The sequence below is a fragment of the Stieleria neptunia genome (assembly GCF_007754155.1).
GTDB classification, from domain to species: domain Bacteria; phylum Planctomycetota; class Planctomycetia; order Pirellulales; family Pirellulaceae; genus Stieleria; species Stieleria neptunia.
The window spans coordinates 9371456-9390609 of sequence record NZ_CP037423.1; the positions used below are offsets into that span (position 1 = coordinate 9371456).

Sequence of the window (19154 nt, forward strand, 5' to 3'; positions counted from 1 at the left end):
TGCACGGATTAGGACGGTCGTACCAATCATGGGAGACAGCCCAAACCCCGTGAAAAACGCCTTTTTCATTGCGGTTCCACACGACCTAATTACACTTCGTGCCAGGTACCGCCGCGCAACAGCGCAGATCCCCTAGCTTATCGATTTTGCAACTTTTGACCTAAGACGGGTCAACTCCGACAACCGAAGTGTTGTTGCCGGACTCAACCCCACAAGTGCTGCCCCAACAGACTGACTGCCCGCAACCCGGGCATAATGACGAGGCCTCTGGATGACCTTCCGCAAACCATCGCATTCCCTTCGCACACATCTCAGCCGCAACTCCGGGTTGCACTCCGATGGTACGACGCCGCCGGCCGCCACTCCGCGTGCCGGCCGCAACCGCCGCAGCGTGAAGCGCCGTGACGAGAAACGCCGGTCGCTCATGGAGAGCTTGGAGACGCGCCAATTGTTGGCCGGCCCCGAGCTGATCGGGATCCAGCCCAACGAGGGCGATTTGTTGTTCAACGGCGACACGTTGAATTTTTCGCCCAAGGAATTGGTGTTCCGATTCGACGACAACACGCGGATCGACGAGAGCACGTTGGATGCGATTCGGATCACGCGAGCGGGCGAGGATCGGACGTTTGAATCGGCGTCGGTGACGAGCGACTTGGGGACCGGCGGGACGGCGTTGTTTGAATTCCGCGCCCGTCAATCGGGCAGCCTGGGCAACGGCATCACGGTGGAGTTTACCGAGACCAATCGGGTCGACACGTCGGCTCCGATCATCACGACCGACGGACGCACGATCACGATCGACATCAACACCAACCCGTTGCAGCGGACGCTGGCACGTGATTTGGTTTCGGCGATCAACGGTAATCTGAGAACCAGCACCAGTGACCCGGAACTGGCCGGCGATCTGATCGAAGCGATCCAGATCAGCGGTCCATCGGGGCAACGCATCGCTTCGTCCGCCAGCGTGCAAGACAAAACGCTGGTGCTCGACGGGGCCAACGCCGCGCAAGCGGTGACCGACTTTGGGACCAACGGCGCGGTCCGTGTGCGATTGATTTCGCAGCTTCCCGGTCTGGACGGCCGCGGCACCAACCTGGTCGTCGAACAGCGGAACTTCGGCGGCCCGGCCAATCCGGTCGTCGTCGTCAGCGACCAAACGATTCGCGTCCAGGTCAACAGCTTCGCCGCTGACCCGACGACGGCCGACGAGTTTGTCACCGCGCTCAATTCCAACCCGCAAGCCTCGGCCCTGGTCCAGGCGACCATTCAGGAAGGCAACGGGGCGACCCCGATCGGACAGCGAACGGTCAACTATTCACCGATCAACTTGAGTGGTGTCAGCGACGTGGTGGTCGAGCCCGGCTTTGTCGGGCTGGGCGATTCCTCGCGCGAGGTGATCTTTCGATTTTCCGAACCGCTGCCGGACGACATCTACCAAATCGACGTGTTGGGCAGCGGAACATTCGCGCTGCGTGGCGAAGACGGCGAAGCGTTCCAAGACGGCACCGATTTGACACGGGTGTTCAACATCAACTTGGGCCCCCAGGTGGTCGCGGTCGTCCCCGAACCGGTCCGTCGCCAACCCAACGGAACGCTGAGCACCGAATCCGGCAAGATCGAAGTCCACTTCAACGACGACGATCTGTTGCAGTCGGCGGCCACCAACCCCGATTTCTATCAGCTGATCTTCACCCGAGACACGGTCGACAACACCGACGACGTGATCGTTCGGCTTGATCCGGGCAGCGTGACCTACAGCAACATCACGAACATCGCCACGCTGGATTACAAGCGGGCCCTGTCCCGCATCCCCGATCCGGACAACCCCGGACAACTGCTGACCGGAAACGCGCGGCTGCGAATCGGGACGGCGGAAGATTTGCCGATCGAGCCGCAGGAGATCGCCTTGCCGGTCGGCACGCCGGACGCCCCCGACGGTGCCGGCGACAGTTTCCTGACCGCGTACGATTTGAACACGACGTGGAGTTTGAGCGGAGCGACGACGACCCGTTCGGCGACGCTGGTCAGCGAGATCCGCAACGAGACGCCGTTCGAATTGGATCTTCCCGGCCCCGACGTCCCGGGCACGCGAGACATCCGGTCGGAAGACCCGTCACGGCTCGATCGCGTCGTGCCGTTGGATTACGTCCGTCAATTCGCCGACACGGTCGATGGGATCACGACGATCGAATACGACTTCGTCGCCAGTTGGTTGGGCGATGATCCCAATCGTCCCGGGATCACCGCGGACACCAATTATTTCAACATCATCAGCGAAGAACAGAAACAGCGTGTTCGCGAAGTGATGTCGCTGTTCAGCGAGTACTTGGGTGTCGCGTTCGTCGAAGTTTCCGATCGCGACCCCGCCGACATCGGTGGTTTTTCAATCGTCGTCGGCGACTTGTACGGGGGAGATGAACGCGAGGCGAGCGCCCAAGGCGGTTTGGCCGTGGTCACGCGTGATCGCGACGGCGACGGCGTCGATGACTTGGTCGTGATGGACTTCCAAGACTTCGACGAGTCGATCGATGATCAATTCGGCGGCGAGTTCTTCCGCGGGGCGATGTTCGGCGTCGGCCAATTGCTCGGCTACGGCTATGCCGATGACCTGCCGCAACCGGTCACGCAAAGCACCGATTTCATTTTTCAACCGGGGACCGACAACGAGCCGGCCTATCCCAGTTACGCGGACATCGTCCACGGCCAGTATCTGTATCGGCCGGACAGCACCGACATCGACATGTATCGCTTCCAGGTCGACCAGACCGGATCGATCGCGATCGAAACCATCGCCGAACGGCTGGGCACCCCGAGCCTGTTGGACACCCAGCTTCGCCTGTACGTCGAAGACGCCAACGGGCAGTTCGTCGAGATCGCGCAGAATGACGACTACTTCAGCAACGATTCGTTGATCCGAATCGACAACGTGAACCCCGGCAACTACATGATCGGTGTCAGCGCCAAGGGCAATGACACCTACGATCCCGTGATTCCGGGCACCGGCTTTGGCGGTCTCAGCCAAGGCAGCTACGAGCTGCGCGTGGATTTCACACCGTCGGCGGTCAGCACGATGGTCGACGGCACCGGCATCCCGCTCGACGGCGACGCCGACGGAACACCGGGCGGAACGTTCAACTACTGGTTCAAACCGTCCGATCCCTCCGAGACACTTTACGTCGACAAGGGCAACGTGACGCTGCGTCAGGCCGGCGGGTTCCTGCCGTCGGGCCTGGGTGACCTGGCCTTCATCGAAGCCTTCCAGACGCGGACGATCGGCTATGTCAACAACGCTTACGATGAAATCGACCTGGCGCTTGCCGACGCCAATCGAATGTCCATCCTCAAACAAAAGGCCTTCAACGGCACCCTGACCGAACTGAATCAGTTGCGACTGTCGGGCAATCTGAACGACATCCAGCGGGCCGACTCGATCACCCGCTACCTGTCCGAATTGGACCTGACCATCCGCGTGCTCGGCAACGGTGGTCGTGACGGATTGGTGCACACCGCGGGCGACAACTTCAGCTACAACATCGGCGTCAACAACAACGGCTTGCCGCTGGAAGACGGCGCCGGATTGACCCTTCCCGCGGGCGTCCAAATGATGGTCGATGCCGGCGCGATCCTGAAGTTCAGCAACACGCGTCTGGGCGTCGGCAGCATCGCGCCGACGATCGATTTGAGCGGTGCCAACCTGCAAGTGCTCGGCACGCCGACGCTGGTCACCGCCACGGGTTTGCCGGCCCGCGATGAGTCCGGCGGGATCGTCCCGGGCAGCGTCTTTTTCACCAGCGTCAACGATGATTCGATCGGTACCGGCAACCAGATCGGCGTGTTGCCGGCGGCCAAACCCGGCGATTGGGGCGGCATCGATTTCCGCGGTGATCTCGACACCGCCGACGAGTTGCGGGTCAATCCGGAAGACCAAGGCATCTTCAACAACCATATCCAATATGCGGACATTCGATACGGCGGCAGCGCCGTGCCGATCGGTGGCCGCAATGTCGTCGTCTCGCCGATCGACATGGCGATCACGCGACCGACGATTATCAACTCGACGATCAGCAATAGCGCCGACGCGGCGATCGCTGCGACCCCGGACACGTTCCGCGAAGATCGGTTCACCGACCCGAAGTATCAGCAATCCGGACACTTCACTCCCGACTACACCCGTGTCGGACCGGAGATCCACGGCAACACCGTGATCGACAACAGCATCAACGGCTTGTTCGTTCGACTGCAAACGCGAAGCGGTTCGACCCTCGAATCGGTCACCACCAGCACGCGTTTTGACGACAGCGACATCACGCACGTGCTGACCGAAAACCTGGTGGTCGCCGGCACCCCGGGCGGTCCGATCTTGCAGTCCGATGCCCCCTCATCGTTTCTGGTCCGATTGTCGGCCCGGCCGACCGATGGTGCCGTCCCGGCGGGCACCTACGTTTACCGATTGACCAACGTCACCGACGCCAATTTGGAGTCGGCCGCCAGCGACGCGACGGTGTCGATCACGACGACCGGCACCGGCGGCATCCTTTTGCAACAGCTGCCGACGGTCGAACCCGGCAGCGCGACCGTCGCCCGACGCCTGTACCGTGCGACCGTCGTGGGCGGCGTCCCCGGCCCGTTCGAACTGGTCGCCGAGCTCAACGCCAGCAGCACGTCGTTCACCGACCGGTTGGCCGACGGTGGCGCGGAAATGCAGCTCACCGCCAGCCCGCTGCGCAGCCGCCTGGACGCCAGTTTGGTGATCGATCCGTCGACCGTCGTGAAAATCGACTCGGCGCGAATCGAGGCCCGTTTTGGCGCCAACCTGATTGTCGAAGGCACCTCCGGCAACCCCGTGGTGATCACCAGCTTGGAAGACCAGCGGTACGGCGCCGGCGGCACCTTTGACACCAACGACCGCGGCAACGCCGCTGAAATTGCGCCCGGCGATTGGGGCGGACTGTACATCGGCCATGGCTCTTCGGCCAGCATCGACAATGCCGTGATCGCCGGCGGCGGCGGAACGACCCGGATCGAAGGCGGCTTTGCATCCTTCAACGCGATCGAAGTCCATCAGGGCGAGTTGCGTCTGACCAACAGCCGCATCGAGCAGAGCGCCGACGGCCGCGGCTCGCTGAACGGTACCCGCGTGGGACGCAGCGACAACGCATCGGGCGCCGTGTTCGTGCGTGCGGCAACCCCGATCATCGTCGACAACGACTTCATCGACAACGAAGCCGCGGCGATCTCGATCGACATCAACTCGCTCAACTCGCAAGAGGTCTTTGACGGCGGGCGATCGACCGGTTCGATCGAAAAGTTTGACGTCATCGGCAACAGCGGGCCGCTGATCGAAGACAACTCGATCACACGCAACGCGATCAACGGCCTGGCCGTGCGCGGCGGCGAACTGGTCACCGAAGGGGTGTGGGATGACGTCGACATCGTGCACGTCGTCACCGACATGATCGAGATCCCCAACCAACACATCTATGGCGGTTTGCGGCTGATCAGCGATGCCCGCGGATCGCTGGTCGTCAAGTTGCAGACCCAGGAGGGCGAAGAAGACACGAACCCGGCCGGGATCGTGGTCGGCGGATCACTGCTCACCGCGGCGGATGAATTCACCGACATCGCCGATCGCATCGGCGGGTCGTTGCAATTGATCGGCCACCCCGATTTCCCCGTGATCATGACCGCGCTATCCGATGATTTCTCCGGCGCCGGATTCACCATCGACGGCTTCGCACAAGTCGACACCGACAACGACGGCGTGATCAGCGGCGTCATCACCGGGGACGACGATGACACCGACACCGGCACGGGCGGCCAATTCGTCGGAACGCTGCCGACCGGCCCCGAAGTCAACTTGGGCAACACGATCGACAACGACGTCGCGGCGACCATCACCGGGTCGTTCACCGCGACGATCGGTGACGCCAACGAAGTGCTGACCAGTGCCACCACCGTCGAAACGCCGACCGCCCAACAGTTGCTCAACCAAGACTTCGTCTTTCAGTACAGCACCTTCCTGACCAGCGGCGGCAACACCACCGCCCTCGGTGCGACGACGATCACTCAAGCCGCGACCCTGATCGCGGATGACCGAGTGGAAAGCCGCGGCACCTACACCGGTCCCAATGGAGACGTCAACTGGATCGCGACCAGCTACTTCATCAACGGACTGCCGACGTTGTTCTCCACGCTGGACCTGCAATCGAGCTCAACACTGGGTGACATCCGAGTGGTCAGCTACTTGGACGAGGACGTGCAAGGGATTTCGGACGATTTGCTGTACACCGTGGGGACGCCCGGTCAAGCGGATTTCCGAGTCTACACCATCGATGGTCCGCTGCGGATCGGTTTCTCCCACGCCGGCTTCTACACCAACGACGGCGTCAATCAGTTGGGCGCCACCTACGAAGGCTGGGCGGCCGACCAATACTCCGAACTGTTGGCCCAAATCACCGCCGGCACCCAAACCTACTCGATTCCCGGCGTGATCGACCTGAATGACTTGCCACAAGGCAACGACCCGATCTTCGGCACAACCTTCGGCCCCAACGACATCACCACGGCCCACTCCTGGGTCGTCGATTCCAACGCATCGAGCGCCCGGGTGACCAGTTTCTTGGAACTGCTGGCCTCCGACACGACCGTCCAGACCCCAGGCACGTTGGTCCAAGCCGGCCAGTGGAACGGCGTCACGATCCGCGAAGCGGCCAATGACCGCAACGTCGCCGCGGTGGCCGAACAAGAACCGGTGCGAACGACCGTGTTCGACACCAATTCCTTCCCGGGACAAGCTCAGTTCCTGGGTGAACTGGCCCCCGATGAGCAGTCGGGCGACGAAAACCGACGACTCGGATTCATCGTCGACGGTGCGATCACGACGCGGAATGACGTCGATGTTTACACCTTCATCGCCGAAAGCAACACGGAAGTCTGGTTGGACATCGACCGCACCAGCAGCGGGCTCGATACGGTGATCGAGCTGATCGATTTCAACGGCGACATCCTGGCCTCCTCGAACGACTCGCTGCTGGCCGAACGGGACGTCGCGACCGGCATTTATGTTTCGCCACGGCTGGACAGCGATGCCGCCCAACCGTTGACGGTCAACGAAGAGCGGATTCCGGTCCAACGTATCACGGTCGATTACGAAATCGTCAACGCCACCAGCGGGAACCTGACGTTTGGGCTGGCGAGTGTTCCGGGAACGACCGTCGACGTCGACGCGGCGGACTTCATCGCCAATCCCGCCGGGTCGATCGCCGCGGCGCTCAACGGCGCCTTCCAAAGCGAGCTCGGATTCGTCACCACGCAGTTGCTCTCGCGAGGTGAAACCGGCGACTTCGTCATCGAAGTCCGTTTCGACGCCGCCTTCTTCACGGCCCTGGAAGTCCCCGAGATCATTGGGACCGCCAACCCGATTTTCCCGGCGATCGGAAGTCTCGTTTTTGAAACCGACGTTTTGGATTCGGTCCTCCAAGACACGTATTCCTACAACGCCAAAGACGCCGGCATGCGGATTCGCCTGCCGGGTGAATCCGGCACGTTGAACCAGTATCACGTGCGGGTCCGGAGCAGCAACACGCGTGACGGCAGTGACCTGGACACCCTGGTCAACGGAAACGTCCTCGGCGGACTGACACAGGGCCGCTACTCGATGCAAATCCGCCTGGGCGAAACCGACGAAAGCCCCGGCACGCAGATCCGATTGACCGACGTCCGTTACGCGACCAACGGGGTGCAAGTCATCGGCCAACCGTTGCACTCGCCGTTGACCGGCGAAGACGCCGAGACGACGGCCAGCAACGAAACCGCCTCCGAAGCACAGCGACTGGGTTATTACGGCACCACGGCCGATGTGGGAATCGAAGCCGGGCCGCTGCAGAGCGATCGACTGGCCAAATCCTTTGCCGGCGTCATCGATTCGGCAACCGACGTGGACTGGTATTCGTTCGACATCCAATACGAAAACCTGACCCGCGACGACGACCCGCTGTATCTGTCGACGGTGATCGACCTGGACTACGCGTCCAACTTTGCCCGCAGCGACATGGCGCTGTACGTGTTCAACGCACTGGGCGATTTGATCTACACCGCCACCGACAGCAACGTCGCCAATGACCTGCCGGCCTCCAGCTCCAACAACAGCAGCGATGACCTCAGCCGTGGCGGTGCCGGAGTCCAGGATCCGTTCTTGGGCAGCGTCGAGTTGATCGAAGGCACCTACTACGTCGCGATCTCCAATCAGACGCAAGTCCCGATCGCGCTGGATCAGTTCTTCAATCCGGCCAGCAACAACCCGCTGGTCCGATTGGCGCCGATCGATGCGATCGATCGGATTGCCGAAGACGACATGAACGACCGCGTGCTGTTCGACGAAACCTCGATCGTCCCGTACTCGCTCGACGACGTCGTTCTGTACGTCAACACGAATTCCGGATTGCACGTCGTCAACCCCTTCACCGGACAAGACTACGGTCTGGTCGGCAGCTTCGGCAGCGAAGACATCTACGACGTGGCGTTCCGCAGCAACGGCGAACTGTTCGCCTACACCGGATTCGCCAACCGGGTCCGCAGCGACAACACCTGGTTCTATGTGCAAATCGACACGGGAACCGCGGCGCTGAACCAAATCAGCACCGGGGCGGGCATCACGACCTACGGCGACATCCTGTTCGAGGTCAATTCACAACAGATTCTGGATGGTGTTTCCGACGAAGGGATCTTTGTCGAAGCCATCTCGATCCGCGAGTACAAGAACGTCGAACGCGGTTTGTTCGTCGGCAGCCGCCCGACGTTCAACGGTGCGTCGGGATTGGAATACCGCGACAACGTGCTGTGGGAGTTCAGCCCGCAAACAGGTCTGGCGGTCGGCCCCTCGTTCAACCGTTTCCTGTTCAACTCCGGTGCGGGAACGATCCCACGCGAAATCGGCCAGATCGACACGACCGCCCCCGCGACGGCGTTTTCGACTCAGTTGGGTGTTCCCGACGTGGTCGAAGTGGTCGGCAGCGGTCTGCTGCAACAACAGCTCTTCGACGGTGATACGTTCACGCTGATCAGCGGCACCACGACGACGTCCTTCGAATTCAACATCGCCGGCAACGTGGCCGTGACCGGATCGCCGGTTCTGGACGGCGACACGATGACGATCGGATCGAGCGTGTTTGAATTTGACGCCGGCCCGCGTCTGCGACTGGCGGGCGTCTCGGCCAACGGCGGACTGGACGTCGGACAAACATTCACGGTGACCGATGCCAGCAACGTCAGCGCGACGTTTGAGTTCGTCAACCAAGGCGACACGCCGTCGGCGGGAAATATCCCGATCACGATCCGTCTGGCCAGCGGGCAAGCCCGCACGACCGGTCAAATCAACAATGACCTGGCACTCGCGATCCAGGGCAACCTGAGCGGCGTGACGACCACCGTGTTGAACACCGATCTTGCCTTGGACAACGCAACCTTCACGTTCGACGGGGCCGGCATGTCGATCGTCGGCGCCAACGGCGTGGCGGCCGGCAACATCGCGATCCCGGTGGACGAGTCCTTCGGTGCGACCGAGGTGCTCAACGCCATCGTCGATGTCTTGACCGCCAACGGCATCGCCCACACCGTCGTCGGCCAATCGTTCTCCGTCCCCGGCGCGACCTCGATCAGCGTCAATTCCCAAGCCCTCGTCAGCGGCGGCAGCCCCGGCGTGCAAGTCGGTCGCACGGCGATCCAACTGGAACTCTCCGATACCGCCGCCGACGTCGCTCAAAAGGTCGCCGATGCGATCAACACTCTGGGCGGTAACGCGAGTGCGGTCGCGGAAAACCGCAGCGTCACCATCAGCGGCGGATTCATCGGCGGGGCCAGCGGAAATCTGGTCGCCGGCGGCGTGCCGCAAGGCGGGACCATCACCGGCGTCGAAATCGTCGGCAACGACATGTACGCCGTCACCGACGCCGGCGGATTGTTCCGAGTCACCGACGCGGAACTGACCGGCGGCGGCAACCAGTTCCTCAACGGCAACCGCCAAATCGGAACCTACGTCGAAACCGCAACCGACCTGCTGCGCGTCCCCGGCGGCTTCACCGGCCTTCGCGCCGGTCCCAACAGTGTCGACGGCGGCGCCTTCGCCGATGTGTTGTTCGGGATCACGGGCAACGGCGACATCTACGCCTTCAACACGGCCGGTGAATTCCTGCCCTACTTCGCCGGCGGACGTTCGAGCATCTCGACCGGAATCGCCAACGCCGAAGGCCTGGATTTCAGCACCCTGGATTACAACCTCTGGCACTACACCGGTTCGCGAAGCGGTGACGCCGGGCACGACGGCGGCACCTCGCTGGCGTTCACCTACGAAACGTCGTTCCAAAGCAACTACTCCAGTCAGGCGGAATACCCGACCAACACCGCGCGGATTGATGGCCAAAGTGTCAACGGCACCTACAACTTCCCCGGCGGTGCCAAGGGACAGGTTCAAAGCAAGCCGTTCTCGTTGGAAAACTACTCGCCGAGCGATGTCCCGGTCCTGTACTTCAACTACCTGATCGAAGCCGACGGCGGCGGAAGCACCGACGCACTGCGGGTCTACGTCGTCCAGCCCGACGGGACCGAGCACGCCGTGGCGCTCAACACCACGGCCCGCAACGCGATCCCGGGTGCGAACGACGAATTCGACGACCCCGATCCCGTTGCCCCCTACAACGACGTGATCGATGTTGACAAGCAACAACTCTTTGACAACACGTCGACCTGGCGGCAGGCTCGCGTGCCGCTGGCCGAGTTCGCCGGACAGGCCGGCTTGAGTCTGCGGATCGAGTTCGCGACCGCGGGCCGATTGGATACCGGATCGACCTCGATCCGCACCGTCGACGCCTCCGATCTGGTCGAAGGCGAAACGATTCGTGTCAGCGGTGAAACCTTCACCATCAATTTCCCACCGACGCTGATCGCCCCGGCGGGGTCGCAAGTGGCCGTCGCCTACGTGGCCGATCCGAATACCCGCGCGACGTTTGTGCTCGATGGCCAAACCTACGTGCTCAACGACGGCACCCGCACGGTCGACACGTCGCCGTCGGATCCCAACAATCCCAATTCGGCGCCCAATGAAATCTCGATCGATCTGACCGCCGGACTGACGGGCACGGCGACGGTTGCCGATCTGACGCCGTCGCAAATCGGCGCCTTGATCGAAGCGGCCGTCACGGCGACGCCGCCGGCGACCTTCAATCTGTACGACTTTGTGGTCGACAACAACTCGGTCGAGTTTGGTGAAGCGGTCGACTTGAGTTCCAGTTCCACGCTGTTCACGGTCCGCAACACCTCGGCCGGCGGGGCGAACTTGATCAACGTCCGCGCGGCGATGTCGGCCGGCGAAGTCGCGGTGGCGGTTCAATCCGCGATCCTGGAGCGGTTCGTGCCCGACGCGGTCGGTGCGGCCGGCCCCAACTACATCCCGACCTCCAACGCGATCGTCACCTTGCCCGGGTTCAGCGTGTCCGATGCCGGGCCGTTCGCCAACACGGCGCAGCGATACGCCGACCAATTCGGCGGCTCGCCCGTCGACGGATCGCGTGACAACGATTTTGAAGGCATCTACCTGGACGACTTCGTCATCGGTTTGGCCGAACGCGGGGAACAGGTCACCGATCCACGCGGCGTCAACGCGCCCTTGGATACCGCGTTTGTGACCGACACGCGTTTCGCATTCCCCGAACCCGATGACCCGCGCAGCAACCTGGACACCGGTTCCTACCAGGTCGAAATCCGTGACGCCAGCGAGTACATCGAATCGGCGACGTCCACCCAGTTCCGCACCTTCAACAGCAACGACCGCTTGGGTTCGGCGATCTCGATCACCGCCAAAAGCGCGACCGACATTGTGGACGGGCAAATGTTCACGATCACCGACGGCCGCGCAGTCGTCGAGTTCGAGTTCGATTCGGACAACACGGTCACGCCGGGACGCGTGCGAGTCCCGTTCTCGATGAACGTCCCCGATGAAGACACCGGGGTGGACCGTCCACAAACGGCGACCGAAGTGGCCAAGTCGCTGATCGCGGCGATCAATCGCTCGGATGTCCGCAGCGTGTTGGACGTGCAAGCGGTCCCCAGCAGCGGATTTGAAAATGAAGTGGTCGCCCTGCCGGGCATCAAACAGATCTCCCGAATCGATCCGCGGATCAATCTGGTCGGTGACGTCGTCGTGTCCGATCCCACGCGTGCACTCGCCGCGGTGGACCGATCCGAACTGCGTGGCGACAGCAACCGTGAACGCGACGCTCAAGGCGTGATCATGATCGAGAACAGCCGTTTCTTGTTCAACGAAGAATACGGCATCAACATCCAGCATGACCTCTCGGCAACGGTCGCGGGCAACGATACCGATTCGATCGTCCGCTACCCGAGAAACCTGATCGAGCTGAACTCCGAGCATCTGGTTCCCGGTGTCGTCGTGCAGAGCAACATCATCGCCTTCAACACCGTCGGCGGCATCAATCTGCAAGGCATCGACAACACCCTGGACGAGACCTCGTTGGATCCGGTCGCCATTGAACGGATCGTCAACAACACGATCATCGGCGGAACGATCACGCCCGGCGTCAGTGCCCCCTCGGAAACGTTCGCGGGGATCCTGTTCGACCAAGGCCAGATCTCGTTTGCCGACGCCGTGGTGGATTACTCCCCCGACGCGGGCAACGGCGCTCCGACGCTGACCCACCAGACGCCCAACACCGCGTTGGGCGCCCCGGACGGCAGCGGCCGCGGACTGGAACCGGCCGACGGTCAATTTGCCGTCTCGCTCGGTCTCGGCGGCACCCTGACGCTGCAATTCGTCGACAACTTCCTGACCGGCAGCGGCGATGCGACCAACGATTTGGTCGTCTTTGAAACCGGCGAGATCGAATCCGTTCTCGTCGAGATCAGCCGCGATGGCATCGATTTCGTCGACGTCGGCATCGTCGGTGGCTTGACCAACCAATTGGACATCGACCGGTACGGATTCGGTCCCAACGACCGATTCGCCTTCGTCCGTCTGACCGATCTGCGTCAAGGCGGCGACACCGGCAGCGCGCTCGGAGCGGACATCGATGCCGTCGGCGCCATCAGTTCGGTTCCGGTGGACTCCTTCACCCCAGGCGGGATCGGGATCAACATCGTCGGCGGTTCGTCACCGACGGTGCTCAACAATGTGATCGCCAACTCGGAAACCGGCATCGAGTTGACCGGTGGCAATGACGGCTTGGTGTCTGGTGGAAACTCGTACTATCAGAACACGAACAACACCGGAACGAATGTCACGCTGGGCACTTTGGCCCAGGTTTTGACAAACAGCGAATCGGTCTTCGTCGATCCGGGCAACTTCTCGTTCTCCCCGGCTTCGGGCTCGCGTATCATCGACAGCTCGATTGACTCGCTGCCCGATCGATTCAGTTTGACGACCGTCCGCAACGCGATCGGCATCGATCCGTCACCGGTGCTCGCGCCGCGATTGGACGTCAACGGACAGTTCCGCGTGGACGATCCGACGGTGGAGCCCCCGAGCGGACTGGGCGAGAACGTGTTCAAGGATCGTGGCGGATTCGACCGCGGCGATTTGGAAGGTCCCCGCGTGACCCTGCTGTCGCCGCTGGCCCCCGGAATCGGACTCGACGCCGGACGCGTGACGGTGCTCGGCGCCGCCCCGCAAGCGTTCGAAATCCAGCTCATCGATGGCATCTCGCCGGCGGACATTGTTCCCGGCACCGGGATCGACGATCGATCGATCTCCACCAGTTCCCTGGTGCTGCTCAAAGACGGCGTGGCGTTGGTCGAAGGCACCGATTATCGATTCGCCTACAACCCCAGCACCAACATCATTCGTCTGACACCGATCGCCGGTGTTTGGGAAGACGATTCGACGTACGTGATTCGCATGATCGACAGCAGCGATGCGATCATCCAAGCCGCCGATGGCGTCGTGTATCCCGACGGCGAAACCGTTACGGTTATCGACGAACTGAATCAACGAACCGTCTTTGAATATGATTCCGGGATCATCATCGACCTGCTGCCCGGCTTGACGCCGACCGCCGCGGACGGCTTGACGGTGACGGTTTACGACGGCTCGGTCACGCGATCCTTCGAGCTGGACGTCAACGGCGCATCGAGCCCGATTTCGACCGCCGTGACGATCCCGGCCGCCGGCGATACCGCCGACTTCGCCACCGCCCTGGCCGCGGCGATCAACGCCGACACGCTGCTCAGCTTCACCGCCCGCGCCTCCGGCGAAACCGTCCAACTGGTCGGCGGCACCCCGTTGTCGACCGCGACCAGCACCAGCGGCTTTGTCCAAATCGCAGGCCGGATCGGCACCGCGACCGGCTTCGGGTTCCAAATCCCGCCGATCAACAACAGCACCGTCGCCGATGCCGTCGATGGTCAATCGATCACCGTCCGCCTGGGTGCGGTCAACGAAGTGGTGTTTGAATTCGACAACAACGGATTGCTCAACGATCCCAACGCCACGGCGGTCCCCCTGGCCAGCAACGCAACGCTGGACCAGGTCATCAACGCTTTGGTGATCGCGATCGGCGGTTCGGGACTCGGTCTGGCACCGACCAACGCCGGATTCGGACGGATCTTCCTGGGCGGCGACAGCAACTACTCGATCGACTTGACGAACTCCAGCGCCACCCAAATCGGCTTGCCCGGTGATGCCGCAACGGTTCCGATCAATATCCCGATCGATCAGCCCGCCGAAGAGATCGTCAAAATCATCCAAGCCGCGATCGACGCGGAGAACCTGGCCGGCATCAGCACCTCGCTGGTCGACGTCCGCGTGTTCCTGGAGGGCACCGGCGGAGTGTCCGGCTTCGGCGCCGTCGACGTCGTCGTGGTCCAAGACCAAGTCGGCAACCTGCTGCAAAGCAACCAGGCCGACGGACGCACCGAACTGACCATCTTTGTCGGAACCGGATTCGATTACGGTGACGCGCCGGCACCGTACACCAGCACGATGGCCGATGGCGGCCCCCGCCACCGTGTCGATCCCACGCTCAGCCTGGGACAGCTCAACACCGCCGATTCGGATGCCGAATTGCCCAACGCCGATGCCGGCGACGATGGCGTCACCCTGCCGTCGGCCTTCCAATCCGGATTCGAAAGCAACATCAGCCTGTTCGTCCGCAACACCGACGCCGGACTGTTGAGCGACAATCCGGTCTACGTGGACGCCTGGTTCGATTGGGACCAAGATGGCCAGTTCGAAGTCCAAGAGCGACATCGATTCGGAACGCCGGGCACGAACCTGACCCCGGTCTTCAACAACGTCTTGACCACGGTCGCGATCGATGTCCCCGCCGATGCGGCGACCGGGCAAACGTACGTCCGATTCCGAATCAGCGAGTCGCCGACGACTGGACCGACCGGAAACGCGACCAGCGGTGAAGTCGAAGATTACGCCATCTTCGTGACCACCAATCCGTACCAGAACCCGGTCGGACGCTATGACGTCAACAACAGCGGTGAAGTCACCCCGCTGGATGCGTTGAACATCATCAATGCGATCGGCCGCCTCGCCGCCGCCACCGGATTTGTGGATCTGCAAACCACCCCGGTGACGAATCCCCAGTTCCCCGACGTCAACGGAGACGGGCTGTTGTCCCCCTCGGACGCCAATGCCGTGATCACCGAACTCGGTCGAATCGTCGCCGGAATCGGTGGCGAAGGCGAGGCGACGGCGATGAGTTATGTGGCCGCCGCACCCGGTGTGCTGGCCAGCGGACCGACCGCAGTGGGCGATCTGCTGATTCACCAAAGCGTCACCGCCGACGTGCAGCCCGAGAAATCCGAGTCCGACGCGGAACCCGCGCCCGCCGAAGTGGCAACCGTCGCCGAGCAGCCCAGCAAGACCAGCGTCTTCGATTCCCCGGCCTCGATCGAACTCGACTCGATCGTCGATGACCTGGTTGCCGATCGGATCCAATCGGGCGATGAAACCTCGGGAGACGAAAACGGCCTCGACCTTTTCTTCGCTTCGCTCTGATTGAGTTGAACTTTTCGTCCCCCGAAGACGTCCAACCGTCGGTGCAAGGAGAGTGTGGAGCTGCCAACCCCGGGGCTGGCAGCTCCGAATCCACAACTTTCACGGGCGCGTTGCAGCCCTGCCAGCCGATACAACGGTCAGCCCGCGAGTGGATCCGCGGACAAGTCGACCGACGATGGAGAGCGTCCCCGCAAGACGCGGGACCGCCAACTAGGATGGGTTCGAAATCCACTGCGGTTCGTTTTGTGGTTGCGCTGCCTGTCTTTGACACGGTTTTCGCAATCCGGCGCTCCAACGCGGGGCACCCCACCCCACCGTCCAAACAAGAATCCGGAGCCAGGCGCCCCCGGAGCGAGTTTTCAATCGCCGATGAACCGAGTTACGACGAGACGATCCCGCCGCCGGCGCCTCGCTTTCCAAACCGTGGAAGACCGTCGGTTGCTGGCCGGCGACTTGCCCTTCGGTGCCACCCCAATCGATAACGGCGAATTTCTGCTCGGCACCGTCACCGTGACCCCCGTTTTTTTTGAAAGCGACGGGTCGATCGATGCCGAAACCCAGAATTGGACCGAATCAGAAATCGACGAGACGCTGGCCAAGATTCGCGACAGCGTGGACTGGTGGAGCGATTTACTGGCCACGCAGACGTCGGTCCACACGCTGGATTTCGTCATCGACGACCGCTACGCCCGCGATCCCGTCGAAACCGGTTACGAACCGATCGACAACGACAGCAACGTCTTCAAACGCTACGTCGGCAACTGGCTGACCGATCTGGGCTACGGTGATGCCCCCTCGATCGAACGGGCCGTGTCGCTGTTCAACGACTCCCAGCGGCAAACCCACCAAACCGATTGGGCCTTCACGATGTTTGTCGTCGATTCGTCCGACGATGAAAACGGATTGTTCGAAAACGGCGGCTTCATCGGCGCGTTCGCCTACCCCGGCGGGCTGTTCATGGTGGTCCCCTCGGGGCGTCCGGTTTCCACGTTCTCCCACGAAATGGGACACATTTTCTGGGCCCGAGACGAATACCCGGGGGCCGGCAGTTGGACCGACCAGCGGGGCTACTACAACGCACAGAATCTGAACGCATCGGACAATCCGACACCGGGATTTGTCCAGCAAGACAGCATCATGCGCGGCGGCGTGGTCACCACGCGGGCGTATGACAACCTGGTTTCCCCGGCATCCACCCTGGCCATGATCGGCTGGCGCGACAGCGACGGGGACGGCATCTTTGATCTCGCCGACGTGCCGCTTGTGTTGGACGCGGTCGGCTCCTTTGATGTCCAGTCGGGGGTCTATTCGATCCGCGGATCGGCGACCGTCGACACCCTGGCCAACCAAAACTCCGCAGGCACGCAGAGCGACATCACGCTCGCCCGCGTCAGCGAATTGCAATACCGACTCGACGACGGCCCTTGGCAAACCGCCCTCGCACCCGATGCGACCCACGCCGAATTTGATTTGGAAATCGAGCTTTCCAGCCCCTTCAACCAGATCTCCTGGCGGGCCATCGATACCCAGACCGGGATCACCAGCGACGTGCTCGGCGGTGACCTGCTGACGCCGGTCTGGTCCGGGATCGGCGGCGGTTTTGCCTACCTTGATCAAAACCAAAACGGACAACGCGACTTCGACGAGCCGCTGGTCGATGGCACCCAGTTCACGGTGCGTCGCGACGATGGCAGCGATCTGTTCACCCGCTCGTTCCAGGCGGCGAACTCGCCCGATGGGGTGGTCACACCCGCCGGCGAGTTGACGCTGTCCAGTTTGGGCAGCCAGGTCGACGGCCGTGTGGCGACCTTGGCAGCGATCAGCGACGAACAGGCCGGCCGCGTCCTCCACCACTACGAGACCCAGTCCGACCAATGGAGCGACACCTGGAACTCCGACCAACGACTGCAAGTCGCCTTCTCGGGCTCGACCGGGCGGGTTGAAATCGATTTCACCGCCCTGGACACCGGCACCTATGGACTCGAAAGCGGCAGCTACGCGCGTGTCGAGGCCTACGACTCCCAAGGCAATCGCATCGATCGGGTCACCAGCCCCCTGGTGCCGGCCGGCACCAGGGACACACTCGTCATCGAAGACTCCCTAGGCCGGATCTCGCGAGTCGTCGTGTACGGACACGCGGAAACCGAAATCTTGATTTCCGGCATCCAGATCGGCCAAGCCGCACTGGTCTCGGCCGACGACAACGGTGCCTTCTCCGTGGACGGTTTACCCGACGGCCACTACTCCGTCGAACTGGCCACGCCGAACCTGATTTATCAGTTCCCCTCTGAACCGGTCGTCTTTGAAATCAACGCCGGAACAGTCGCCCCCCTAGCCATCGCCGCCCAGCGCGTCGACAGCCCACGCTACAACCACTCGCTGCCGGGCGACGTCAATGGCGATCAACAGATCACCGCGCGCGACGCGCTGGCGGTCATCAACGACCTGGAACGACTGGGAAATCGAGTCCTCGCCGCCGACGAAACCTCCGGCTTTCACATCGACGTCAACAACGACGGACGTGTCTCCGCGATCGATGCGTTACGCGTGATCAATCTGCTCGAACGGGCCGTTTTCAGTGAGGGTGAATCATTTTCTGAAAACTCGGCATCCCCAGCCTCGATATCCGCTGCAAACCAAACCGCCGTCGCAACCCCATCACCTCGACCCGCCCAACCGCTCTCTGCACCCGCCGTGGACCAGGTTTTCAGCCCCGAAAATCCGCAGCTCGCGTCCCACCAGGACAACAGTCTAAATCGTGAAGATCCGGAAATGTTGAACTGTGCGGGCCAACGGACATCCGACCAAAGTCTCAGCGACGCGCGATCCGATAGACCCACCGGGGCAGATGTTCAGTGGCCCGTTGAAACCCGGGCAAACACGGGTTTTGAGCGTCCATTGATGGGTTTTTTGCTTCGCGACGGCGAGATTGAGAGTGGTTTCGCGGGACCCCCTTCATCGGAACAACTGTTTTGATCGGAATTACTGGAACTTTGCGGCGTGGTCGCGGTCTAAAACGCCGAGCGGATTGGCCCAATTCCCATCCGATCGAAACGTTGATAAAGCAGGAAGGGGAGATAAGATAGGGCCAATATTCAGCCTAGAGAGCTTTTAACCCCTCTAGTCTTCCAATATTTGG

2 protein-coding genes are annotated in these 19154 nt (G+C 62.1%); both read left to right on the forward strand.

The features are described from left to right. Positions 1-271: 271 nt before the first annotated feature. A complete protein-coding gene (locus Enr13x_RS32755; protein ID WP_145391090.1) occupies positions 272-16015 on the forward strand; it encodes a GEVED domain-containing protein in 15744 nt (5247 codons plus the stop codon). Between the two features lie 423 nt (positions 16016-16438). Beyond that, positions 16439-18991 carry a dockerin type I domain-containing protein gene (locus Enr13x_RS32760; RefSeq protein ID WP_197455523.1) on the forward strand — a complete coding sequence of 851 codons (2553 nt, stop codon included), beginning with the start codon at positions 16439-16441 and terminating at the stop codon, positions 18989-18991. Positions 18992-19154: the final 163 nt, after the last annotated feature.